Source organism: Bradyrhizobium elkanii WSM2783 (assembly GCF_000472865.1).
Classification (GTDB): Bacteria; Pseudomonadota; Alphaproteobacteria; order Rhizobiales; family Xanthobacteraceae; genus Bradyrhizobium; species Bradyrhizobium elkanii_A.
The window spans coordinates 21,475-45,197 of sequence record NZ_AXAP01000032.1; the positions used below are offsets into that span (position 1 = coordinate 21,475).

Sequence of the window (23,723 nt, forward strand, 5' to 3'; positions counted from 1 at the left end):
CGTTTGAATCCATTCGTCTCCCTAGATCATGGTCCGGCTCTCTTCATGAGAAAGCCCCGATGGCTTGTATTCGCCGAGACTTCCTACTGACCATGGTGATCGCCGTGCACCGGGCGCTTCCGCCTTCGCACCTCTCAGCGGCCAGCCTCCACTGCCATAATGCGACGTCGGCGCTTCGACCGCATGTGACAGGCATAGGGGACATTGAGTTTGACGGGGATGCTGAGACGTACCGGCAGCGCAAACGGTGCGATCGATACCAAAACCGGCAGCGACGTCGAGGCCCTGATCGGTACGTACAGCGGAAGGCTGATGCCGCGCGATCACCTGCAGACCTTCCAGAACTTCGGCACCACCTTCGACACCCGCATCATTCGCGCCGGCGCGCCGGTGCGGTCGTTGATCCACGCCCGTCGGACGCTGCCGGAATTCCCCATCATCTCGGGCGGCGCGACCTACGACATCTACGACTATGTCGCGCGCAACCGCATCGCCGGCCTACTGGTGATGCAGAACGATGAGGTGCTGCTCGAGCATTACGATCTCGGCATCGGTGCAGGCACCAAATGGCTGTCGATGTCGGTCGCGAAATCCGTCAGCACCACGCTGGTCGGCACCGCGATCCAGGACGGCTACATCGCCGGCGTCGACGATCCCGTCACCAAATATCTACCCGAGCTCGCCGGCTGCGCCTATGAGGGCGTGACGATCAGGACGCTGATGCAGATGACTTCGGGCCTGCGCTGGGACGATACCCAGACCAATCCAGCCTCCGAGCGGCGTCATATGCTCGAACTGCAGATCGCCCAGCAATCCGGCGCGATCATGCGCTATATGGCGGAGCGCCCGCGCGTCGCCGCGCCCGGCACGGTCTGGACCTACAGCACCGGCGACACCCATGTGGTCGGCGCGTTGGTGCGTGCCGCCACCGGCAAGTGGCTCAGCGACTATCTGTCCGAAAAGATCTGGTCGAAACTCGGCATGGAAGCCGACGGCGCGTGGTGGCTGGAATCGCCGGATGGCCTCGAAATCGCCGGCAGCGGCCTGTTCGCGACCATGCGCGACTATGCGCGCTTCGGCCGCTTCATCCTCGACGACGGCGTCATCGACGGCGTGCGCGTGCTGCCGGAAGGCTGGGTGCGCGAAGCCGGTGCATCACGGCAGATCGGCGGCCAGCGCGTGGACTACGGATACATGTGGTGGCCGACGCCGGCGATCGATGGCTCGCTCGCAGACGGCGCGTTCAGTGCGCGCGGCATCTTCGGCCAGTTCATCTACATCAATCCGAAGCACCGCATCATCTGCGTGGTGCTGAGCGCGCGACCCAAACCAACTGGCTCCGCCACCGTGCTCGACAACGATTTCTGGAATGCGATGGTCCAGGCCCTGCGCTAGAGCCTGATCGATTCCGATTGGATCAGAAGCGCGCTTTTGCCTTTTGTTTTGACGCGTTTTCTTCACGCAAACCGGCGTCCACTTCGCTCGAAAACGCTATGTTCGCCGCGCGTCGAAGCACCTTCCTAGCCCACCCTGCTCCGCTGCTTCTGTGCCGCGACGCCGAGTTCCGGCCAGTCGGTCGCAACGGCATTGATCAGCCAATTCCGATAGCGGCGGATCAGCGGCGAATCCCAGCGGTCGGCGCGGGTGATGAAATAATAGATGCCATCGGAATAGGGCTGGAAGCTCGTATCGCCTTTGCCGATCTCCACAAGGCGGCCCGACGCCAGTTCATGGGCAACGACCATGTGATTGGAGAGCGCCACGCCACGGCCGTGGATCGCGGCGTCAAGCGTCATATGGCCCTGCCAGAGCCGCGGCCCCCCAAGATCGAGTTCGTCATAGATGCCGTGAGCGGCGAGCCAATGCGCCCAGCCGTCGAAATCCTCCTCGTGCAGCAGGCGCTGGCCCAACAGATCGCGCGGCGTCTCGATCGGCGGCATCGAGGTGAGATAGGCCGGACTTGCGACCGCCACGATCGGCACGCGCGCGAGCTCGGTGCAGCGCAACCCGGGCGCAAGCTGCAGCGGATTGCCATAGACCGACTCGAAGCGGATATCGATATCGGTCTCGTGCGACGCGAAATCGGGCCGGCGATCGGTCGGGCGCAATTCGACCTCGACGTCGCGATTTGCCTTCTCGAACAGCCCGATCTTGCTCGACATCCAGTGCAGCGCAAATCCCGGCGCGCACCAGATCAGGAGCCGGCGGTTATCGGCACGGCGCATCACGTCGATAGTGGCGTTGGCGATGGCATCCATCGCTGCGGCGATCTGCTTGTGATAGCGGACGCCCTCCTCGGTGAGCGAAATGCTCGACGACGTTCGATCAATCAGCTTGATCCCGGTCCAGGCTTCGAGCGTGCGCAAGTGACGGCTGATCACGGCATGATCGCGCCCGAGGCTCTGTGCCGCGCGCCGAACGCCCCGCAATCGCGCCACCGCATCGAAGGCGCGCAGCGCTTCGAACGGCGGGATCGATTTGCGGGAGGGCGGATTGAGCGCCGGTGCGGGCGCCGATCCCTTGTCGTCATCCATGAAGATCGGATTAGTCATCTATTATCTGCATTCGGTTAAGTGATCTCCCGCCGAGCGGACCTGACGGCATAGGAAAAGAAACGTTTCGCGAAGCAAGACCCATGCCGCAGTTGCACGAGCTGCAGGGTCGCGCGACTGCGGCAAGTTGACAGCCTATCACGGTGCGCGCTGCGCACCACCATGCCCCTCATTGGCATCTTCCAGCACCTCCCGATCACGGTAGGCTCGGCCCTGTCTTACGATGGCACAGCGCCCGCGGCCTGCGCGGCGGGAAGCATGTCGCCGCCTTGCGAGGATCATGCCCCTGCCCGATCTGTTCCAACGGCCGAAATACCGCGACCCGCTCAATCCCGGAGCGCTGCTACTGCCGCGCAGCGGCTGGAGCCGGCCGCCGATGCATCGCTGGACCTTCCAGCACATCCGCGAGATGACCCCGACCGCGCAGGTGTGGCGCGGGCCGGGCCCGGTGATGCCCCTGAGCGAAAACAGGCAGGAACTCGGGTCTGTCGCGTTCACCTTCGACGGACGTGCGCTGAGCTTCGACAGCTTCCTCGCTGACAACGCGACCGACGGCATGCTCGTGCTGCATCGCGGCGCAATCGTCTATGAGCATTATTTCAACGATATGAAGCCGCACAGCCAGCACCTCTCGATGTCGATGGCGAAATCGATGGTCGGGATGGTGGCCGGCATCCTCGTCGAAAGGGGTGTGCTCGATCCGGCCGCGCCGGTTACGCGATATCTCCCGGAACTCGCCCGCACGGCCTATAGCGGCGCCACCCTGCAGCAAGTGCTCGACATGACCACCGGCGTCGTGTTCGACGAATCCTACACAACACCCGGCTCGCACATGGTGAAGCTCGGCTATGCCTGCGGCTGGCGCGTGAATGACAATCCCGACTGGCCGCGCACCATATGGGAGCTGATCCTCACGCTGACCGAGCAGGCGCGTCCGCATGGCTCCCTGTTTCAGTATCGCTCGATCGAGACCGATGTGCTCGGCTTCATCCTCGAGCGCGTCACGGAGACATCGCTGTCGGAACTGGTGAGCCGCGAATTGTGGGGCCCGATGGGCGCGCAGGAAGACGGCTACTTCACGGTCGATCACGGCGGCTTTGCGCTTGCCGACGGTGGCTTCTGCGCTAGCTTGCGCGACTATGGCCGCTTCGCGCAGCTCGTCATCAATGGCGGGCGCCATGGCGCTCGTCAGGTGATCCCGTCCTCCTGGATCGAAGAGACCCGCAACAACGGCAATACCGAGCTGTTCCAGGGCTTCTTCCGCGAGACGCTTCCGGTCGGCGCCTATCACAACAAGTGGTGGATCGAGGATCCGAAGGGACGGGCAATGCTTGCACGCGGCATCTTCGGACAGTTGATTTACATCGATCCGGAATCCGAATACGCCTTCGTCAAACTGTCGACCTGGCCCGAAGTCACCAGCGTGCCGCGCGCCCGTGAGGCGATCGCCGCCGCGCATGCGATTCGCGGTGCGCTTTGCGGGTAAGCCAGACGTGACACAGGCGCCGCAGATCGGCCGAGGGGCCCTTTCATGATTCGCTTCCTGCTCGGACGACTGCTGCAGGCGGTGCCGACCATGATCATCGTCTCAGTCGCCATCTTCTTCCTGATGCGCCTGATCCCCGGCGATCCTGCCGCGGTGATGCTGGGCGATCTCGCGACACCCGAGCAGGTCGAGGCGCTGCGGCGCGAGATGGGCCTGTCGGGTTCGCTGCCGACACAATACGTCACCTGGCTCAGCCATATCCTGGCCGGCGACTTCGGGAAGTCGATCACCTCGGGCGATCCCGTGCTTCCGCTGATGCTCGACCGCTTCGCGGTCTCTGCCACCATCGTCGTCACCGCAGTGCTGCTCGCCACGTTGATCGCGGTGCCGGCCGGGATGTTCGCTGCCTGGCGGCAAGGCAGCCTCGCCGACTACGGCCTCGTGGCGACATCGACGCTATTGCTGTCGATCCCGAGCTTCTGGCTCGGCCTGATGATCCTCCTGGTGTTCGGCATGTGGCTCGAATGGTTTCCGGTGATCGGCTACGTGTCGCTGCATGACGACTTCCGCCAAGGCCTGATGTTCATCTTCATGCCGGCGCTCACACTGATCCTGGTGGAGATCGGACCGATCGTTCGCATGGCGCGCGCCAGCACCATCGAGGTTTCGCGGCTGGAATACATCACCCACGCCCGCGCCAAGGGGCTGTCGGAGGCGGAGGTCATGTGGCGCCACGCGTTCCGCAATGCTTTCGCGCCGACCTGGACGCTGATCGGCCTGATCCTCGGCGGCCTGCTCGGCGGCATCGCCGTCACCGAGACGGTCTTCACCATTCCCGGCCTCGGCCGGCTGCTGGTCGAGGCGATCTATGCGCGCGACTATCCTATCGTGCAGGGCTGCATCCTGTTCATCAGCGTGATCTATGTCGTGGTCAATCTGATCGTCGACATGCTGTACCCGCTCTTCGATCCCAGGATCGCGCAGTGACACGGTTCCTCCCCCGGCTCGCGCGCGGACGCGCCAACTTGCTGATCGGCGGCGGCATCGTTGCTGTTCTGATGTTGCTGGCGGTGCTCGGTCCGTCGCTTGCGCCTTACGATCCGCTCAAGCTGCATCTGCGCTCGGTGCTGAAGGCGCCATCAGCTGCGCATCTGCTCGGCGCCGACGAATTCGGCCGCGACGTGCTGAGCCGGCTGATGTACGGCGCCCGCACCACGGGCTGGATCGCGCTGGCGACGGTCGCGCTCGCGATCTTCTTCGGGCTGTTGTTCGGCATCATCGCCGGCTTCCTGCGCGGCTGGATCGATCGCGTTCTCATGGTTCTCAACGACGCGCTGCTGGCCTTCCCCAGCCTGCTGCTGGCGCTGTTCATCATGGCGATTGCCGGCGCGAGCCGCGAGGCGCTGATCGCCGCGCTGAGCATCGCCTATATGCCCGCCGTGGTGCGTGTTGCCCGCGGCACCGTGCTGTCGGTGCGCGAGCGCGAATATATCGAGGCGTCGCGGGTGATGGGCAACTCGGAATTGGTGACGATGGTCCGTCACGTGCTGCCGAGCTGCATGGCGCCGATCACTGTGCTCGCCACCACGATGTTCGGCTGGGTGATCCTGTCGGAGAGCGCGCTCAGCTTCCTCGGCCTCGGTGTCCCGCCGCCGGCGCCGAGCTGGGGCAACATGCTGGCCTCCGGCCGTCCGTTCATCACGCAGGCGCCGTACCTGATCGTGCTGCCGGGCCTGTGCATCTCGCTGACGCTGCTCGGCATCAACATGCTGGGTGATGCGCTGCGCGACTGGCTCGATCCGAAGATGCAGGCTTGAAGTCGATGGCGTCGCAATCGAATCCAGGGCAAGCCGTCGTGGCTGCCGACCATCTGACGGTCACCGTCGGGCCCGGCGGCACCAGGATCGTCGACGATGCGAGCTTTGCGATCATGCCGGGCAGCATGCTGGCGTTGGTCGGCGAATCCGGGTCCGGCAAGACCATGGCCGCGCGCGCCGTGCTCGGGCTATTGCCGACACCGCTGATCGCAGCCCCCGGCAGCAGCATCAGGTTCCGTCACACCGAGCTGGTCGGCATTTCGCCTCCTGCATTGCGCAAGATCCGCGGCGAACATATCGGCATGGTGTTTCAGGAACCGATGGTTTCGCTCAATCCGTCGATGACGATCGGGCGGCAGATGGCCGAAGGGCTCGCACTGCACCACCGTCGCCTCGGCCGCAACGAGATTCGCGAGCGCTGCCTGGAGATGCTGAAACGCGTCAGCATCCCGAATCCGGTGCATTGCCTCAGCGCCTATCCGCACGAATTCTCCGGCGGCATGCGCCAGCGCATCATGCTGGCGTCGGTGATGCTGCTGAAGCCGGATCTTTTGATCGCCGACGAGCCAACGACCGCCCTGGATACGCTGGTTCAGCGCGACGTGCTCGACCTCATGGTGGAGCTGACGCAGGAGAACGGCACCGCGGTGCTTCTGATCAGCCATGATCTCGGCATGGTCTCGCATTACGTGCGCGACGTGGCTGTCATGCTCAAGGGCAGGATTGTCGAACAGGGCCGCAGCGCGGACGTGCTGTCCACGCCGAAGCATGAATATACGCAGCGACTGGTCGACGCGCTGCCGCGGCGGAGCGCTGGCGGCATCCGCCTCGCACGCGACGCCAAACCGTTGGTGGAGCTGCGCGACGTGGTGATCGACTATCCCGGCCGCGCGCGACTGTTCGGCCGCAGCGAGGCCAAGCGCGCAGTTGACGGCGTCAGTCTCACAATTGGACATGGCGAGACGCTGGCACTGGTCGGCGGTTCCGGCTCCGGCAAGACCACGCTCGGCCGCGCCACCGTTGGCCTGATCGACCCGTCGGCCGGCAGCATCTCGTTCCGCGGCGGCCAGATCGTGACCTGGCGCGGACGCGCCGCGCGGCTGCAGCGCGAGGAGATGCAGATCATCTTCCAGGATCCGTATTCCTCGCTCGATCCGCGGCAGCGTGTCGGCGATATCGTGGCCGAACCGCTGCGGCTCGACACCACGATGGAGCGCAAGGCCCGCGACATCAGGGTGCGCGACGTGCTCGACGAGGTCGGCCTGTCCGCAGACTTCCTGCGGCGCCTGCCGCACCAGCTCTCGGGCGGCCAGCGTCAACGCGTTGCCATCGCCCGCGCCATCGCCAGACGTCCCGCCTTCGTCGTCGCCGACGAGCCGGTGTCCGCGCTCGACATGACTGTGCAGAAGCAAATCCTGACGCTCATCCGCAATCTTCAGGGCCGCTATGGCTTCGCCTGCCTGTTTGTCTCGCACGATCTTGGCGCAGTCGAGCAGGTCGCGGATCGCGTCGCGGTGATGCAGAACGGCAAGATCGTCGAAGTCGGCAGCCGGGACGACATCTTCGATCGCCCTCAGCACGACTACACCAAGCGCCTGCTCAATGCGGCCATGCTGCTGGACCGCAGGTTCGACGGCGTGGCTGCGGCAACGGCCGTCTGATCGACGCCCCATGCAAAAGAAAAAGCCCGGCGCCGCCGTTTCAGGGCACCGGGCTTCCGGTCCGCCGTATCGGGGAGACGTTACGGCTTCTTCCACACGCCCCAGGCGCGCGGCTTCTCGAGCGGCCAGGACGCGTAGTTGACGAGCTTGGGCGAGACGGCCTCGATCACGGGGTAGTAGTAGAGTCCGAGAATCGGCACGTCCTCCGCCATCTTGCCATGGAGTTGCTTCAACAGGCTCTTGCGCTCATCGAAGTCTGCCGTCGCCAACGCCTTGAAGTAAAGCGCCTGTGCGTCCGGACTGTCCCATTGCGACGTGGCGGCGACCGATTTCCTGCCGATCAGCGAGCCATAGATAATCATCGGGTCGGCACGCGAGGAATAGCCGAACGACTGCAACTGGAACTTGCCGCTCATGTAATTGTCGAGCTGGGCCGCCCAGTCGATGACGTCGAGCTGCACGTTGAAGCCCCCGGCCACCAGCATCGCCTGCACCATGACGGCGTTGTCATACATGCCGATATAGCGCTTGTTGGCCTGCAGCTTGATCGGCTCGCCCTTATAGCCGGCCTCGGCCAGCAGCTTCTTGGCCTTGGCGGGATCGTGGGTGGGCCAGGACTGGAAGGACTTGTCGAAATAGGCGCTCGACTCCGGCACGCCGGAAGGATTGAACTCAGTGAGACCTGCGAGCTTGGTCTCGGCCATCTCCTTGAAATCGATCGCGTGGGCCAGAGCGCGCCGGATCTTCACATTGGAGAGCAGCGGATCGCTGGTCTGGACCAGGATGGCCGAGAGCGAAAGTCCGGGCGCTGTCTTGACGACCGCGCCGCGCTTCTTCATGTCCTCCATGTGCGAGACCGGCAGATAGGTCACAACATCGACCTGCCCCGCGATCAGCGCGGTTTCGGCAGCCGTCTTGTCCGGGATGACCACGAAGCGCACCTCATCGAGGTAGGTGGTGCGGTCGCCGCTATAGCCGTCACGCTTTGCCCTGAGCGGCACGTAATTGGCGAAGCGTTCGAGCGAGACATACTGCTCCTTGCGCCACTCCTTGAGCTGGAACGGGCCGCTGCCGATCGCCGAACCGGAGATCCAGTTGCCGTCGGCATCGACATTCTTCGGGCTCGCGATCCAGAAGTTGCAGACGATATCGGCGAGACGGATCAGGAACAGCGTGTTCGGCTTGTCAAGATTGAACACCACGGTGCGGTCATCCGGCGCCTCGACCGACTCCACCTTCAGCCCGCGCGAACCGTCGAAACTGGCATTGCAGAGCCATGGCGCGCCGGTCTTGGCCGCGCCCATGCGGCGTTCCCACAGCCATTTGACGTCGGAGGCCAACACCTCGTCACCGTTGTGATAGGTCGCGCCTTCCTTCAGCTTGAACGTGTAGGACCTGCCGTCCGGCGACACCTGCCAGCTTTCGGCAGCCGCAGGTCCGATCGTCATGTCGTCCTTGTGCGCGACCAGTTGCTCATAGATGTGGTTCAGGACCAGATCCGTGATGTTGTCGCTGCGGCTGGCGTCGAGGCTGCGGATATCGGCCGTCAGGACAACGCGCATGGTGCCGCCGCGGATCGGTTCCTCCGCAGCGGCCGCACCGCCAAAAGCGAAGGCTGCAAGCAGCACGGCAAGGGCAGTTCTCTTCCTCATGCGGTTCTCCAAATCAGTTTGCAACAATCATCATAGGCGGAAATGGCGCGCCGTCTCCTCGAGTGCGCCAGCCAGCTTCTCGGCGAGCTCGTCGATTTCGGCATGGGTAATGACCAGCGATGGGCTCAGCACGATGGACTGGCCAACGGCGCGAAGGATGAGGCCGCGGGCATAGCAAGCCTCCCGGCAAAAGATGCCGGCGCCTTCTTCGACCGTGAATGGTTCCCGTGTTGCCTTGTTCTTGACCAGTTGCAAGGCCGCCAGCGCGCCGATGCCGCGTTTCTCGCCGACGATCGGGCTGTCGGTCAGCTTCGCCAAGGTGTTGTGAAGATAAGGGCCGATGTCCTCGCGGACCCGATCGACCAGGCCTTCGCGGGCGATGATGTCGATATTCGCGAGCGCCACCGCGCTGGCGACGGGATGGCCGGAATAGGTGTAGCCGTGCGCGAGATGCCCGCCGCCGCTGATGGTCGCAAACACGCGATGGTTCATCGCGACCGCAGCGATCGGCAGATAGCCCGACGACAGCCCCTTTGCCATCGTCATCACGTCCGGCGTGATGCCGAAGGTCTGCGCTCCGAACCAGGAGCCGGTGCGCCCGAAGCCGCAGATCACCTCATCGGCGACCAGCAGCACATCGTATTTGCGGCAGATCCGCTGGATCTGCGGCCAGTAGGTCGATGGCGGATCGATCACGCCACCTGCACCCTGCACCGGCTCTCCGATGAAGGCGGCGACATTCTCCGGACCGAGCTCGAGGATGCGCTGCTCCAGGGCCTGCGCGGCCTGCAAACCGAATTCGTCCTTTCCCAGGGTGCCGCCGACGCCGTACCAGTGCGGATGCACGATATGCGCGAAATCCGGCAGCGTGCCACCGTCCAGGGCATGCATATGCGGCAGTCCGCAAAGGCTGGCGGCGGCCAACGTGCTGCCATGATAGGCCATCGTCCGGCTGATGAAGATGCGCTTGCGGGGTGCGTCCTGCAGCTTCCAGAAATAGCGCACCATGCGAACGACGGTATCGTTGGCTTCGGAGCCCGAGCTGGTGAAGAGAAAATGGTCGAGCCCTTGAGGGGTCAGCGTCGACAGCCGATGCGCGAGCGCCGTCATGGTCGGCGTCGTGCTCTGGAAATGGTTGCTGTAGAATGGCAGCTCCGCCATCTGCCGGGTTGCGGCATCGATCAGTTCCTGCCGGCCGTAGCCGACATTCACGCACCACAAACCGGCCATGCCGTCCAGGAAGCGGCGGCCGTCGCTGTCCCAGATCTGGCAGCCTTCGCCGCGCACCACGATGCGGGTCTTGCCGCTGGCGATCAGCGCGGGATCGGTGAAGGAATGGACGTGATGCGCCCCGTCGAGCGCCTGCCAATCGTCGGTCGTTCTTGTATCCAGCATTTTTCTCTCCGACGCCGCCGGCGGAGCCAAACTGGCCGGCACCATCGGTCCCGATCATTCAACCGCCGATACAAATGCGGGAGATGCCAAAATGAGTGGCGTTGGTGACCAACAGGCACCAGACCGCAAAGCCGCAGGGTGCACCGTCGCGATCGATGCTGCGACGATCGCGGCATTTGCGATAGCTCGAGCGGTGCGCTGACGATTGCGGCGTTCGTCGTCGAGCGTTTTGCTAAAATACTTCCGTATGACATCGTCGATCGAATTTTCGAATGGCCGTACTGCAATCGATGGCCGGGGCGACGACTTCCGTCAGATCTTCGTGAAGACCCTGACGATTACGTACTCGTTACTTCTGACGATCCATACCAATGTATGACACCATGAGCGGGAAAAGCGGTCCATATTGTTAGCCATCCGATAGTCGACGCCAGTCGAGCTTGAGATTTCAGGAGGCCAGATATGTCGTGCCATCCCGCCCAGCTTCTTAGAGAGCGATCCGTATCGATATCCGCTGCCGAACTTTTGGATAACCGTTCTGCAGTCCAGCAATCGCCAGAGCACGCAGCACGGCCGGATACCCCGGTCATTGGCATCGATCTCAAGCATCTCGGCGTTTCTGTACGCGTCGTGCCGAATGCAGGTGCGCCTGAGACCGAGCGCGCCCTTCAAATCGCAGGCGTGGGAAGGGATGTCGAGGCGTCACTGAGCTTCGATAGTCTCGTGAGCAAGGCAATCCGGGAGATGCCGAAAGCGCGAATGGACCAGGATCCGGTGGTGCGCCGGCTCTCCGAGGCGCTTGCTGCGGCGGAGCGAGACCAGTCGGAGTTCGGAGGGATCTACGCGGACGCGATCAGGCTCGTCACGGTGGCGAGGATGATCAGCGCCGATACGAAACCGGCCTCCCCTGTGCAGGCCAACCGGGACGACGGACTATCAAAGTGGCGCCTCAAGCGCGTCGTGGAGTACGTGGCCACGCATCTCGATGAGAAAGTGACGTTGGCAGACATGGCCGGAGCAGCCCGGCTGAGCCGGATGCATTTTGCCGCGCTGTTCTTCCGCGCAACCGGATTGACGCCGCATCAATATCTGCTGAAGCAGCGTGTCTCCGCTGCGCAGGACATGCTGCGAACGACCGACAAATCGATCGTCGACATCGCACTAAGTGTCGGCTTCAGCACTCAAGCGCACTTCACCACCGTCTTCAAGCGTATCGTAGGACAAACGCCCTTGAAGTGGAGGGAAGGCAGGCCGACCGAGCCGCCGCAGCCGTCATACAGGCGAATTGGCGCTGACGAGCGAACCGTCGAGGGACCACGGCCGCTCTGACGAGCCGGCGCCTCGACATAAACCTTGGTGTTAACCGCGCACGCCACGAGAACTGCGCGACTTAACCAACCAGTATAATCGACGATATCCCGCACCCTTCGTAAAACACAACATCGAAGCATTGCAGTGACCCGGCGATCGGGATTGTGGAAGCCATGAACCGTCGACTGAAAAATTTCATTCTCAGACGCCTCGCGGTTCTCCTGGTGTCGTGGCTGCCCGCGTCGTCTCATTCGTTTGGAATCGAAAGCAGGGACGTCGCTGCGCTACGCCACGTTCACCAAGCTCCCCTGAATTCGCTGGTAAAACAAAGCATGTCGCTTTCTCTGGATAGAGAGTGCTGCTCGAAGGCGGTCTTGCAACGGCAATACGATCGCATCGTAAGACTGGACGCAAATCCGGTCCGCATCACTGTGTAGAGCCGTGAAAGACGGCCCGCGGACCGAAGGCCGCTGACGCTGCGCTGCCCTCAGTTGTCCCGGGCGGGCTGCTGACTGGCCAACGCCTGCCGAACGCCAAGCACATCGGCCATTCGCACGAGCTCGGCGAGCGATTTGGCCTGCATCTTGCGCATCATGTTGCCGCGGTGAATCTTCACCGTGATCTCGCTCAGCGACAGGCGCCAGGCAACTTGCTTGTTCATCAGTCCTGCCGTGACAAGGCCCATGACTTCCCGTTCCCGGGGCGTCAGCGAATCGTAGCGCAGGCGGATGTCTTCGTCCCGCCGCGCTTCTGCGCGCCGCCGCTGATCGCGGGAGACGGCCTCTTCGACGGCCGCAAGAAGTGCTTCCTCTTCGAACGGCTTGGGAAGGAAATTGACCGCGCCGGCCTTCATCGCGCGGACGGTCATCGGTATGTCCCCGTAGCCGCTGATCAGGATCACCGGAATCGAGGCGTCGCTCTCAACCAGCTCCTCCTGGAATTCGAGCCCGTCGGCTTCCCCCAACCGGATATCCAGGATCAGGCAGGACGCGGAGTTGATGGCATCGGATGCCAGGAACTCGCCGGGCCCCGCGAACGTCTCGACGGAGTAGCCGACGGCACGCAGCAGGCTGCTGAGCGAATTGCGCACGTCGGTGTCGTCGTCGACGATGCAGATGAGGGCGGTGCTGATCGCGCTCTGTGATGCACTCATGCTGTCCAGGACCAGGTCATTGGAGTGTCGGGGGAGGTCCTTGCGAAGAGTCGCCCAGGATTGCCTCCACGTCGTGGAGCAGAATCTCGGGATCGACGGGCTTGTCAACAAAAGCCGCGGCTCCAAGACTTTTTGCCTCGGCGCGCGCTTCCGGCGTCGAATAGGCCGTCATGACGATCACGGGGACGCCAACTCCCCGGCGCCGCAGTTCCCGGTGCAGGCCGAGGCCATCCATCCCCGGCATGTGCAAATCCGTGATGACGCAGTCGACATTCGCGACGGAGGACGACGCCAGGAAGTTCTCGGCCGCGCCAAAACTCTCCACGCGCAGGCCTACCGAGCGAAAAAAGCTCGATATGCTTTCCCGCACGTCCTCGTCATCGTCAACGATGCAGATGGTGGATCCTTGTGGCACTAGACAGCTCCTCCCGGGCAATTTGCCCGGTGCTTCCGTCGGTATGGCCGGATTCTGTCCATTTTCCCATCATATCAAGATATTAGGTTTCGACCACCGCGCCTCCGCCGGGATGTTCAATGGGAGCGTGAACCCCACGGTTGCCCCCCATCCGTCATTGTTGGACGCCGAAACGCGGCCTCCCTGCCCTTCGATGATCGTCCTGCAAATCGACAGCCCAAGGCCCATTCCATCGGATTTGGTGGTGAAAAACGGCTCAAAGATGCGCTCGGGGTTGCCCTCGATCCCGGTGCCGCTGTCCTCGACAGCCACTTTGATGAAATTCTCGGCGGTGCCGTCGATCCTGACGCGGATCTCGTGCGGGCGGTCGGCGATTCCCCTGGTCGCATGGAGCGCGTTCATCAACAGGTTGACGATCACCTGCTGCACCTGCACCCGGTCACAGATAATCGGGCCTGGGATATTGGCTTCCTCAACCCGGATAGTCGCCGCCGCAGCGCGCGCTTCCCGCGCCAGCAGGGAAACCGCATCCTGCACCAGGGCGCCCATATCGACGGAGCTGACCTGCGGCGCGGTCTTCTTGGCGAGCGCGCGCACCCTTCCGACCACCTCTGCGGCCCGGTTGCCGTTCGAGACGATCTTCTCCAGGCAGTCGGCCACCTCCGTGAGGTCGGGATCTGGCCGGGTAAGCCAACGCTTGCCCGATTTGCCGTAGTTGATGATGGCCGCGAGGGGTTGGTTGACCTCATGCACGATCGAACCGGCAAGCTGGCCCAGCAGAGCCACGCGCCCGGCGTGAGCGAGTTCGAGGGAGGTCTGCTCGATCTTCGCCCGCGCCTCGTTTCGCTCGGTGACATCGACGGCCATGAGCAGCACCCTTGACCAATCCTGTCCGTCCGGCAGGACGGACACCCGCAGCACCGCATCGATGATGCGCCCATGCAAAGTCGCGCAGCGCGTCTCGATCTCCGCGAGCGAAGAACCGGCCACTAACGAGGCAAAGATGTGCGCCAGGGCCGGTTCGGAATCCGGCAATTGTCCGAGCAGTGCATTGCCGTCGGTCAGATCGGCGACCGTATCGGCTTCGAACATTGCAAGCGCGGCGCTGTTGGCGTTGTAGATCCCGATCTCGTTGGCGGCCGCGCGCAAGATCTGCGGATTCGACAATAGCCATGCTTCGCAGTCCTGGCTTGGTCCTCTGCTGTCCAGGACCAGCCGCATGGCCTTGCTCAGGTCGCATTCCAGGGCGGCAAACCCCGCCGAGTTGAAGATGGTGCTGTAGCGCTGCTCGGAGCTCCGTCTTTCCGCCAGGGCACGGCGGCTCTCGGTCAGATCGGCACTGGTTTCGATGATGCCGACAGGCCGGCCGTCCGGATCTCGTCGCTCGAGCCAGCGGCTCGCCAGAATGAGCCGCGTGCCATCTCGCCGCGTTCGGATGATTTCGCCCGACCAGGTTCCATTCTGCTCGAGAGAGGCGCTTATTTCCTCTGCCGAAACGATCGATTCGAGCAGATCGCTGCAACGCCTGCCCAGCGCCTCGCCGCGCGTCCAGCCATAGAGCCTCTCGGCGCCTTCATTCCAGTAGCGGATGATGTCCGATCGGTCGCGGACGACGACGGTGTCGTGCGAGAGTTCGAGGATTCTCGCTTGCTCAGCGAGAGTGGTTCTTGCGGACCTGTCCCTGAGCGACAGCAATACTGTGATCGCGATCGCGACAAGACTTACGATGTAGCGCAGCAGGGCGCCTCCCAGGGGATCGTCCGCATGCCCGATCAGGAACGCGATCGTCGTGAGGACGGCCGTGATACAGCCGCTGCCGATCACGAACCTGCGGCCGAGCGGCGCCAGCGTCAGCACCACGCCCGTGTACAGGACCGCGACGGCGCCATCGATCGGGCTTAACGCATCCGCCAGGAAAATCAGCGCCGACGCAACGATGGCCGCCGCGAACGCGAATTGACCTCTCCGGCGGCTGATCGCCTTGAAACTACCCTGCTTTGGACCAGTGTTGGCCGCCATGTCATCCTCATCAAACCCCGTTCCCGGGCCGACTTTTATCGTGTCTGCTCGCAAGAATGATCATACCTAGGTTTGAATTCTCGTTCCCCTGTTTTGTCTGTAGCTGGGAGCTTGAGCCGCATCCGCAGGCACCGTGCGAATTTGAAACGCTTATGCGAACCTCGGAAGACAGGATTTCAATTGGCCGCGCAACCTTCGGTGCACGCTTCGCCCGAAGCCGCACCATGCCGCGAACGAGTTTCTGCCAAAGATCAATCCAGCATTGACGCGTAGTTCGTGACCGAGGGCGATACGCGCGTTGGGAAAGCCGATTCATCATGTTGAAATCAGCAATCGTTGGAGTCGTGGATTTCTGTACGCAGCGGCGCTGGTGGGTTCTCATTATCGGAATCCTGCTCGCGGTCGCAGCGCTCGCCTATGACGTCACGCGCTTCTCGATCACGACGGACACCGACAAGCTGATCTCGAACAACCTTGCATGGCGTCAGCGCCAGGCGGCGTTTTCCGAGGCATTTCCGGACAAGGGAATCCTGGTCGTGGTCTCCGCACCAACGCCGGAAAATGCCGAAGCGGCGACAAGCGCGCTGACGCAGGAACTCGCCAAACACCCAGATCTGTTCCGCGCGGTTGTCCAGCCGGACGGAGGCGAGTTCTTCCAGCGCAACGGCCTCCTGTTCGAACCGCTGCCCAGCGTCAAGAAGTCCATCACGGGATTGTCGAGCGCCGATTTTCTGATCGGCTCGCTGGCGGCCGATCCGACCCTGCGCGGCGTGGCGAAGGCGCTCGGCTATGCGCTCGATGGTGTCGAGGGCGGAGACATCAAGCTCGACCAGCTCGTGTGGCCGCTCTCGCTTGCCGACAAGACCCTGAATGACGTGCTTGCCGGCAAGCCGGCGACATTTTCATGGCAGGCGCTGGTGCAGGGCTCGCAGCCGCAGACGGACCAATTGCGCCACTTCATAGAAGTCGAGCCGGTCCTGGATTTCTCCGCGTTGCAGCCGGGCCGCAACGCGACGGACGGCATCCGTCGAGCCGCCACCGATCTGAAATTGGGCGAGACGTTCGGCGCCACCGTACAGCTCACCGGCACAGTGCCCATGAACGACGACCAGTTCTCGGTGATCCGGCAAAGCGCGCTGCGCGACACGTTGACGGCCTTGTTCGGAACGCTGATCATATTGTGGCTGGCGCTGCGTTCGTGGAAGATCGTCACGGCGGTGTTTTTCAGCGTGATCGTCGGCCTCACTGTGACCGCTGCCCTTGGCATCGTCATGGTCGGGGCCTTCAACCTGATCTCGATTGCATTCTTCGTTCTGTTTATCGGGCTGGGCGTTGACTTCGGCATCCAGTTCAGCGTCCGTTACCGCTCCGAACGGCATGAGTGCAGCGATTTGCGGGAAGCGCTGCGACGGGCCGCGCGCAAGGTGGGAGCCCCGCTTTCGCTAGCTGCCGGCGCCACCGCGGTGGCCTTCTTCTCATTCCTGCCGACCAGCTATCGGGGCCTTTTCGAACTGGGGCTCATTGCCGGATGCGGCATGTTGATTGCCTTCTTCTGCAGCATCACCCTTGTCCCGGCGATGTTGACGCTGCTGAAACCGCCCGGCGAACTGGCGCCGGTCGGTTTCAGCAGCCTCGCCCCACTGGATAATTTCCTGCAGCGGCATCGCATCGCGGTGATCGCCGGCACCATCCTCGTCGTCCTCGCCGGAACGCCGCTGCTCTCTCGCCTTCCGTTCGACTTCAACCCGATCAACCTGCAAAATCCGCACGCCGCGTCCGTCGTGACCTATCGCGAATTGCAGGGCAATCCGCTGACCAGCGGCGACGATGCCGAAGTGCTGGCATCATCGCTGAGCGAAGCCGGCAGCATCGCAAAGCGGCTGGCGGCCCTGCCCGAGGTCTCGCGCACACTCACGCTCAACAGCTTTGTTCCCGATGACCAGGACCAGAAGATCGCCGTCATCAAGGCCGCTGCGCCGCGCCTCCATGGCGCGCTCAATCCGCCGCGCGATCCGGCGCCGACGGACAAGGACACCGTGGATGCCATTCGCGCGACCGCGCAGCATCTTACCAAAGTTGCGGGCACCGCGACCGGCCCGGGCGCTGAGGCCGCGCGACGCGTTTCCGATTTGCTGACGCGCCTGGCGCAAGCCGACGCCGCGACGCGCGCAAGCGCCGAAGCTGCCTTCGTTCAGCCGCTGAACCACGATCTCAACCAGTTACGGAACAGCCTCGATCCGCAACCGGTGACCATCGAGAATCTTCCCGCCGATCTTGTTCGCGACTGGCTGTTGCCGGACGGCAGGGCCCGCGTTGAGGCGCTGCCAAAGGGCAACGCCCAGGATAGCAGCGTCACGCGGCGGTTCGCGACCGCGGTCATCGCCGCGGAGCCGTCGGCCACCGGCCCCGCCATCAGCCTCTATCAATCGGGCCGAACGGTGATCGACGCCTTCATCGAAGCGGGTGCGCTCGCGCTTGGCGCCATCGCGATCCTGCTCCTGATCGCGTTGCGCCGCGTCACGGACATGCTGTTGACACTGATACCTTTGCTGCTGGCCGGCGCGGTCACGCTGGAGATATGCACGCTGACCGGCACAGCGATGAACTTTGCAAACATCATCGCCCTGCCATTGCTGCTGGGCGTCGGCGTCGCGTTCAAGATCTACTACATCATGGCCTGGCGCGAAGGGCAGACGGGCTTGCTGCAATCCAGCCTGACCCGCGCGGTGATCTTCAGCGCCATGACCACCGGGGTGGCGTTCGGAAGCATGTGGGCATCGAGCTATCCGGGCATGTCGAGCATGGGCAAGATGATGGCGCTCGCGCTGCTCTGCACAATGGCCGCTGCCGTGCTGTTCCAGCCGGTCCTGATGGGACCGCCGCGCCAGGTCAGAGCGGCTTCGGCGCAGCGGTCGGCCGATCCATTGCCTCGCCCGGCGGAATAAATCTTCCCCTGGTCTGATCCAGGCATCAGTTGCGACGGTTTTTCTGAAAGCTCGGCTGCATGATAGCGAACCGGTTCACATTCAACGTCGGCTCTGTCATGCTATGTTCACATATCGCAGCCGGACGGAGGACCGCGCGACTGCTGCTTGAAGGGGCGAAGCTGCATCTGGCCATCGTGACCGAGCGAAAATGGTGACGTGCTCGCTTGCAATATTGCTGGAGGTTGACCATGCATTCCGTTTCAGCCGAATGGCAATCCGCTTCGACAGCTCCCTCTGACGAGGATCTGGAAATCTGTACATTGAATTATGATGGCATGGTCCATGCGCTTCCCTTTCCTTGCCGCAGGGACGGAACCAACTGGGTCGATTGTTCGGGCGGAATGCACGCCGACATTCATCCGACCCAATGGCGCAAATGGATTGAGCCGAACTAGCCCCCGATGAGGGCGACGCGGACTGGCCCTGCGCTACCGAAGTTGCGTGCTGACGCAGCCTGATCTGCAGCCGAGCGAAGTCGGCCTGGGAACATCGACCACAAGTTTGTCTCGCATGTTCCCGCTACCTCAGACATAGTGAGCCTCCCGTACGCTGCGGAGATCAAGGCTCATGAACCGAAGCCCGGTGCTCATAGACTTGGCCCTCCAAGGCGGAGGCTCGCATGGTGCATTCACCTGGGGCGTCCTCGACCGGCTGCTTGAAGAGCCATGGTTTCAGATTGCGGGCATATCCGGGACATCTGCCGGGGCGATGAACGCTGCCGTGCTGGCGGACGGCTGGACGGAGGGCGGCGCTGCCGGGGCACGTGAGGCCCTGGACAAATATTGGCGGAGCGTCTCGCGCGCCGCTGCATTCAGCCCGCTGCAACGCTCGCCGCTCGACCATCTCATGGGACGATGGTCGCTCGACACCTCTCCCGCCTATCTCTTCACCGATTTGATGTCGCGGATGCTGTCGCCCTACGACCTCAATCCGCTCGGCTTCAATCCATTGCGAGAGATACTGGCCGGCGCCGTCGATTTCGATCGTCTTGCCCGCGCGCCGATCAAGCTCTTTGTCACCGCCACGCGGGTGCGGACCGGTCGCGGACGGATCTTCCGCAACGCGGAGATCAACGCGGATGTCCTGCTGGCGTCGGCCTGCCTGCCAACGATGTTCCGCGCCATCGAGATCGATGGCGAGCCCTATTGGGACGGCGGTTACGCGGGCAACCCGACGATCACGCCGCTGGTTCGCGAGACCGATGCGCACGACACCATCATTGTGCAGATCAACCCGACCGAGCGGCCGGAGCAGCCACGCACTGCCGCCGAAATCCTCAACCGCCTCAACGAGATTTCATTCAATTCGCCGCTTGCGAAGGAACTGCGGATGATCGCGCTGCTCCGCCAGGTAGCCGACCCCGGCACTGGCGAGGGCGCCCGTTGGGCGCGGATGAAGACGCACCGGATCAAGAGCGACATGCTCGCGACGTTCGGCGCGTCATCCAAGCTCAACGCCGAATGGGCGTTCGTATCCAAGCTGCGCGAGGAAGGGCGGCGAGCCGCCAACGAGTTCCTCGACATGCACGGCGCCGATCTCGGCATGCGTTCGACCGCCGATCTCGATATCCTGCTGGCGGAGTGCTGAGGTCATGGGGCTTCTCGGCATTTTGGTCGGGCTTGGTCTGCTGATCTGGCTTGCTTTTCGCGGCTGGAGTGTCCTGCTGCTGGCGCCGATCGCCGCACTGATCGCCGCAGCCTTCGATCGTCAACCGCTGCTCGCCAACTGGACGCAGACGTTCATGAGCAGCGCGGCGGAATTTCTCGCACAATTCTTCCCGATCTTTCTGCTCGGCGCCGTCTTCGGGAAGCTGATGGACGACAGCGGTGCGGTGGTCGCGGTCGCGAACTTCATTACCCGCAGTCTGGGCGAGCGCCGGGTGATCCTTGCCGTGGTGCTCGCAGGTGCATTGGTCACTTACGGCGGCGTCAGCCTGTTCGTCGCGTTCTTCGTGATCGTTCCGATGGCTCAGTCGCTGTTTCGCAAGGCGGCGATTCCGCATCGCCTCGTGCCTGCGGCGGTCATTCTCGGCACCTCGACTTTCACCATGTCGGCGATGCCTGGCACACCGTCGATTCAGAACGCCATCCCAATGCCCTTCTTCGGTACGACACCCTTCGCGGCGCCAGGCCTCGGCCTTATCGCGTCGATGATCATGCTGGGCGTCGGGCTGTGGTGGCTGCATCGCGCCGAGAAAACGGCGCGACGCGCGAATGAGGGCTATGGCGACGCGCCATCGTCAACTCCCGAATCTGCGGCCGATGATGAACGATTGCGCGGGCGGGCTGCAACCGCGCGGGAATTCGATCCCGCGGAGATCCACCACGGACACCACAGCGAAGTGGCGGCCCCGGTTCTCAACGCCATTCTTCCCTTGATCGTTGTTGTCGTTATCAATCTCGTGATGTCGCTCGTCGTCCTGCCGCGGCTCGACTTCTCATTCCTGGCCGAGCAGCGCTGGGGGAACACGTCGCTATCAGCCGTTGCCGGTGTCTGGTCGGTCATCGTCGCCTTGGCGGCAGCAATCGCGGCAGTCATCCTCTGCAACTGGACGCGACTGCCTGCACTGCGGCAAACCATGGATGCCGGGGCCAATGCGTCCGTCCTGCCCGCCTTGAGTGTCGCCAGTCTCGTCGGCTTCGGCGCTGTAGTTGCCTCCCTCCCCGCCTTCGACATGGTGCGGGACTGGGTGCTCGGCATCGAGGGCGGTCCGCTGGTGTCGCTTGCCGTCGCCACAAATCTGCTTGCGGCGTTGACAGGGTCGGCTTCCGGCGGCTTGACGATCGCGCTCGATGCGCTGGGTCAGACCTACATGGAAATTGCCGCGCAGGCCGGGATTGATCCCGGCATCTTGCATCGCGTGGCAGTGATCGGCGCGGGGACCCTGGACATTCTGCCTCACAATGGCGCCGTCGTGAGCCTGCTCGCGATCTGCGGCCTGACGCATCGTGAAAGCTACTTTGACATTGTGATGGTCGGGATCGTGAACTCCGTCATCGCTCTTGCCGCGGTGATCGCGATCGGCACCATGTTCGGGTCGTTTTGACGCCGCCAAGCGACGACGCGCTGCCCGATGCTTACGACCAGGGCCTGCACTCATTTGTGGACGCCCCGCATCCAGCCTCCGATGCAGCGACGGAGCTGGCGATATCCAGACCGATTGTGATAACCTCTGACACGGATGCCTCCCTTAAGTGGTGCTCAACACCTCCACTTTGGCACATCGATGCCGTCGGGCGGGGCGTCCCCCCATCATAAATCGGGAAGCTACGAATCAGGGCACTTTCGAGCCACTCCCGCTCGACGTCGTGCCTCCAACGGGCGTCCCACGCATGCAAATGCAGATAACATGCGGTCGATGTTTATTGTAGCCTTCCGAGATAACCGATGATTGCAGCGCGTTCGGCATCATTGACGCCCGTGTAATCCATCGAGGTCCCCGGGCAGGCCTCGCGGGGCCGCTTGAGGAACTCGTCCAGTCGCGCTTCAGTCCATACTCCCCCCAGTTGGCGCAAGGCGGGCGAGTAATCCGGGTAGTTCCTGATCGAGGCGACCCGCCGACCAACCACGCCGAACAAATTCGGGCCGATCCGATTGCCGCTGATTGGCGCCGACTGGTGGCAACCGCTGCACTTCTCCGCAAACAGTGTTTCTCCGATGCTACCTTCTTTCGGGCGCACCGAGACCAAGGTTGCGGCGTCTGTCCACAGGATGACGCGACCGTCATGCCCCTCGATGAGGTCGCGGATTCCACTGCCGATGACGATCGACTCGAGATAAGCGACATGGCCGTCGCGGACCCGCGCGCGAAATAGCGTACCGGCCTTGAGCGAGCCGATCAACAGATCGCCGCGCCATTGCGGAAACAGCCCGCCCTCGACAGCCAACAGGTTTGAAGTCGCGATCGAAGGGACCCAGGCAAATACCGGCGTCTGATAGCGCTGCTGCGCGTCAGGCTTGTTCAGAGGCCAGGAGAATGAACCATAATCCGTCCCGTCGGTCGTGTACGGCCAGCCGTAGTTTTTGCCGCGCTCCAATCGGTTGAGTTCGTCGCCGCCTTGCGGGCCGTGCTCGGTGGACCATATGGTTCCCGACCGATCAACGAAGAGGCCCTCCGGATTCCGGTGACCGAGCGTGAAGACCGCTGCGCGGCCGTCGGCAATGTTGATGGCGATGGTCTTACCGTACGAGGTCGCAGAATTCTGCGCCTGTGCTTCAACCGAGGCGACACCGTCGAACCCGAAATCGCCGACGGCAAGCAGCAGCGTCTGTGTATCGACCAGCGCCATCCGGCCGCCCCCGAAATAGCCGACAAACGCGATGCCGTGACGTCGGCCCTCTCCGCGGACCGGCAGACACGGCGTAGTCTCGTAAAGCATCTTCCATTCCGGACCCGCCGCGCCGCGTAGAATGGTGGTACGATCTGAGTGCAGCATCGAGACCCGCTCGACCCAGCACTGCTGAGCAGCCTTCCAGTACGGATGTGAGACGAACACTCGCACGTCGGGGCCGGTCTCCTGCACCAGCAGAGCATAAGTCCGAAACCATTCGGTATTGAGAACCTCGCCTGCGGCCTCGACCCGCTGGCCTTCCTGCGGCAGCCATTCGTCTCGGGGAGCGGCCCAGGGGCGCCCGGCTGCCGCGGCAAACTCATCGCCGTTGATGGGAACGCGATAGGGCAGTGGGATGATCTTCAGACGGTCTGTCTCCGCCTCCCAGCCGAAGACGTAGAGATGACCATCCCCACTCAACTGCAGGTAACGATCGCCGATGCGCGCCAGCCCTCCGCCGCGCACCACGGATTTCGGAAAAACTCCCGAATAAGTTTCGACGTTGAGATTATAGTACTCGGTCCTGATCACGGCTGCAGTTTGCCGCAGCGAGACCTGCGCTGTCAGACTCGGTGCGACCAGGCAAACCACGATCGTGGCGAGCAGCGCGCCTAGCGCGATAGCCCGGTGCAGCAGCGAGGTTCCGACTAGATACGGCGCCGGAACAAGCACCACGGCGGATAAGAACGTGGCAACCGTGATGGTACGCGGAAAATTACTCTTGGTGACAATGAAACCTAGGAAGACCACGCCGAAAATGGCGACCGTCGATACGACTATCAACCACAGTGTCTGCCAACGTCCGGCGGACAGGAGCAGCGCGGCAATGCTGGCGCTAGCGACAAACGCAGTCGCAAGACACGCGAAGGGCAGCCACAGAGAACGCGGCAATTGCCATACTGGCAAGCCGAATCTCCACGCTGCTAAAAGCAATAGCAGACCGA

At 63.0% G+C, this 23,723-nt stretch carries 16 protein-coding genes; 9 read left to right on the forward strand and 7 right to left on the reverse strand.

Translation table 11 applies throughout. The features are described from left to right. Positions 1–219: 219 nt before the first annotated feature. Entirely contained in the window at positions 220–1,395 is a 1,176-nt protein-coding gene (locus YY7_RS52695; protein WP_035690838.1) for a serine hydrolase domain-containing protein, read from the forward strand. A gap of 125 nt (positions 1,396–1,520) precedes the next feature. Here the strand turns inward: YY7_RS52695 and YY7_RS52700 are convergent, their stop codons facing one another. Next, on the reverse strand, positions 1,521–2,552 hold the full coding sequence (locus tag YY7_RS52700; protein ID WP_210164708.1) for a LysR substrate-binding domain-containing protein: 1,032 nt from the start codon (positions 2,550–2,552) through the stop codon (positions 1,521–1,523). 280 nt (positions 2,553–2,832) lie between these two features. Between YY7_RS52700 and YY7_RS0125430 the strand changes: the two genes are divergently transcribed. The 4 genes from YY7_RS0125430 (at position 2,833) to YY7_RS0125445 (ending at position 7,516) form a co-directional block, all read left to right on the forward strand. Further along, positions 2,833–4,038, forward strand: a complete 1,206-nt coding sequence (locus tag YY7_RS0125430; RefSeq protein WP_035690841.1) for a serine hydrolase domain-containing protein — start codon at positions 2,833–2,835, stop codon at positions 4,036–4,038. Between the two features lie 45 nt (positions 4,039–4,083). Further along, complete coding sequence (locus tag YY7_RS0125435) at positions 4,084–5,025, forward strand: ABC transporter permease (RefSeq protein WP_028165700.1); 942 nt, start codon at positions 4,084–4,086, stop codon at positions 5,023–5,025. Positions 5,026–5,096: 71 nt separating this feature from the next. Further along, positions 5,097–5,855 (forward strand): ABC transporter permease, encoded by a 759-nt coding sequence (locus YY7_RS0125440; protein WP_051396906.1) that lies wholly within the window; start codon positions 5,097–5,099, stop codon positions 5,853–5,855. Between the two features lie 5 nt (positions 5,856–5,860). After that, positions 5,861–7,516, forward strand: a complete 1,656-nt coding sequence (locus YY7_RS0125445; RefSeq protein ID WP_028165702.1) for a dipeptide ABC transporter ATP-binding protein — start codon at positions 5,861–5,863, stop codon at positions 7,514–7,516. A gap of 80 nt (positions 7,517–7,596) precedes the next feature. Here the strand turns inward: YY7_RS0125445 and YY7_RS0125450 are convergent, their stop codons facing one another. Continuing rightward, positions 7,597–9,168 carry an ABC transporter substrate-binding protein gene (locus tag YY7_RS0125450; RefSeq protein WP_028165703.1) on the reverse strand — a complete coding sequence of 524 codons (1,572 nt, stop codon included), beginning with the start codon at positions 9,166–9,168 and terminating at the stop codon, positions 7,597–7,599. A 30-nt stretch (positions 9,169–9,198) separates the two neighbouring features. Continuing rightward, positions 9,199–10,563, reverse strand: coding sequence for an aminotransferase (locus YY7_RS0125455; RefSeq protein ID WP_028165704.1), 1,365 nt, complete (start codon positions 10,561–10,563; stop codon positions 9,199–9,201). 723 nt (positions 10,564–11,286) lie between these two features. Between YY7_RS0125455 and YY7_RS52705 the strand changes: the two genes are divergently transcribed. After that, positions 11,287–11,892 carry a helix-turn-helix domain-containing protein gene (locus tag YY7_RS52705; RefSeq protein WP_245287389.1) on the forward strand — a complete coding sequence of 202 codons (606 nt, stop codon included), beginning with the start codon at positions 11,287–11,289 and terminating at the stop codon, positions 11,890–11,892. A 469-nt stretch (positions 11,893–12,361) separates the two neighbouring features. Here the strand turns inward: YY7_RS52705 and YY7_RS0125470 are convergent, their stop codons facing one another. The 3 genes from YY7_RS0125470 to YY7_RS0125480 all read right to left on the reverse strand — a co-directional run bounded on the left by YY7_RS0125470 (position 12,362) and on the right by YY7_RS0125480 (position 15,461). Next, entirely contained in the window at positions 12,362–13,027 is a 666-nt protein-coding gene (locus YY7_RS0125470) for a response regulator transcription factor (RefSeq protein WP_028165705.1), read from the reverse strand. A 16-nt stretch (positions 13,028–13,043) separates the two neighbouring features. Next, on the reverse strand, positions 13,044–13,442 hold the full coding sequence (locus YY7_RS0125475) for a response regulator transcription factor (protein ID WP_028165706.1): 399 nt from the start codon (positions 13,440–13,442) through the stop codon (positions 13,044–13,046). A gap of 69 nt (positions 13,443–13,511) precedes the next feature. Further along, positions 13,512–15,461, reverse strand: coding sequence for a PAS domain-containing sensor histidine kinase (locus tag YY7_RS0125480; RefSeq protein WP_051396898.1), 1,950 nt, complete (start codon positions 15,459–15,461; stop codon positions 13,512–13,514). A gap of 317 nt (positions 15,462–15,778) precedes the next feature. Here YY7_RS0125480 and YY7_RS0125485 point away from each other — a divergent pair, with 317 nt between their 5' ends. The 3 genes from YY7_RS0125485 (at position 15,779) to YY7_RS0125495 (ending at position 21,494) form a co-directional block, all read left to right on the forward strand. After that, on the forward strand, positions 15,779–18,406 hold the full coding sequence (locus YY7_RS0125485) for an MMPL family transporter (protein WP_028165708.1): 2,628 nt from the start codon (positions 15,779–15,781) through the stop codon (positions 18,404–18,406). 609 nt (positions 18,407–19,015) lie between these two features. Continuing rightward, positions 19,016–20,035 (forward strand): patatin-like phospholipase family protein, encoded by a 1,020-nt coding sequence (locus YY7_RS0125490; RefSeq protein ID WP_028165709.1) that lies wholly within the window; start codon positions 19,016–19,018, stop codon positions 20,033–20,035. Positions 20,036–20,039: 4 nt separating this feature from the next. Further along, a complete protein-coding gene (locus YY7_RS0125495) occupies positions 20,040–21,494 on the forward strand; it encodes a GntP family permease (protein ID WP_028165710.1) in 1,455 nt (484 codons plus the stop codon). A 316-nt stretch (positions 21,495–21,810) separates the two neighbouring features. Here YY7_RS0125495 and YY7_RS56735 read toward each other — a convergent pair whose 3' ends face one another. Continuing rightward, a complete protein-coding gene (locus tag YY7_RS56735; RefSeq protein WP_155255311.1) occupies positions 21,811–23,562 on the reverse strand; it encodes a PQQ-dependent sugar dehydrogenase in 1,752 nt (583 codons plus the stop codon). Positions 23,563–23,723: the final 161 nt, after the last annotated feature.

Bases quoted from the DNA above. Each gene is read 5' to 3' on its own strand.
- YY7_RS52695 (WP_035690838.1), top strand. From the start codon at position 220: ATGCTGAGACGTACCGGCAGCGCAAACGGTGCGATCGATACCAAAACC.
- YY7_RS52700 (WP_210164708.1), bottom strand. From the start codon at position 2,552: ATGACTAATCCGATCTTCATGGATGACGACAAGGGATCGGCGCCCGCA.
- YY7_RS0125430 (WP_035690841.1), top strand. From the start codon at position 2,833: ATGCCCCTGCCCGATCTGTTCCAACGGCCGAAATACCGCGACCCGCTC.
- YY7_RS0125435 (WP_028165700.1), top strand. From the start codon at position 4,084: ATGATTCGCTTCCTGCTCGGACGACTGCTGCAGGCGGTGCCGACCATG.
- YY7_RS0125440 (WP_051396906.1), top strand. From the start codon at position 5,097: ATGTTGCTGGCGGTGCTCGGTCCGTCGCTTGCGCCTTACGATCCGCTC.
- YY7_RS0125445 (WP_028165702.1), top strand. From the start codon at position 5,861: ATGGCGTCGCAATCGAATCCAGGGCAAGCCGTCGTGGCTGCCGACCAT.
- YY7_RS0125450 (WP_028165703.1), bottom strand. From the start codon at position 9,168: ATGAGGAAGAGAACTGCCCTTGCCGTGCTGCTTGCAGCCTTCGCTTTT.
- YY7_RS0125455 (WP_028165704.1), bottom strand. From the start codon at position 10,563: ATGCTGGATACAAGAACGACCGACGATTGGCAGGCGCTCGACGGGGCG.
- YY7_RS0125470 (WP_028165705.1), bottom strand. From the start codon at position 13,027: ATGAGTGCATCACAGAGCGCGATCAGCACCGCCCTCATCTGCATCGTC.
- YY7_RS0125480 (WP_051396898.1), bottom strand. From the start codon at position 15,461: ATGGCGGCCAACACTGGTCCAAAGCAGGGTAGTTTCAAGGCGATCAGC.
- YY7_RS0125485 (WP_028165708.1), top strand. From the start codon at position 15,779: ATGTTGAAATCAGCAATCGTTGGAGTCGTGGATTTCTGTACGCAGCGG.
- YY7_RS0125490 (WP_028165709.1), top strand. From the start codon at position 19,016: ATGAACCGAAGCCCGGTGCTCATAGACTTGGCCCTCCAAGGCGGAGGC.
- YY7_RS0125495 (WP_028165710.1), top strand. From the start codon at position 20,040: ATGGGGCTTCTCGGCATTTTGGTCGGGCTTGGTCTGCTGATCTGGCTT.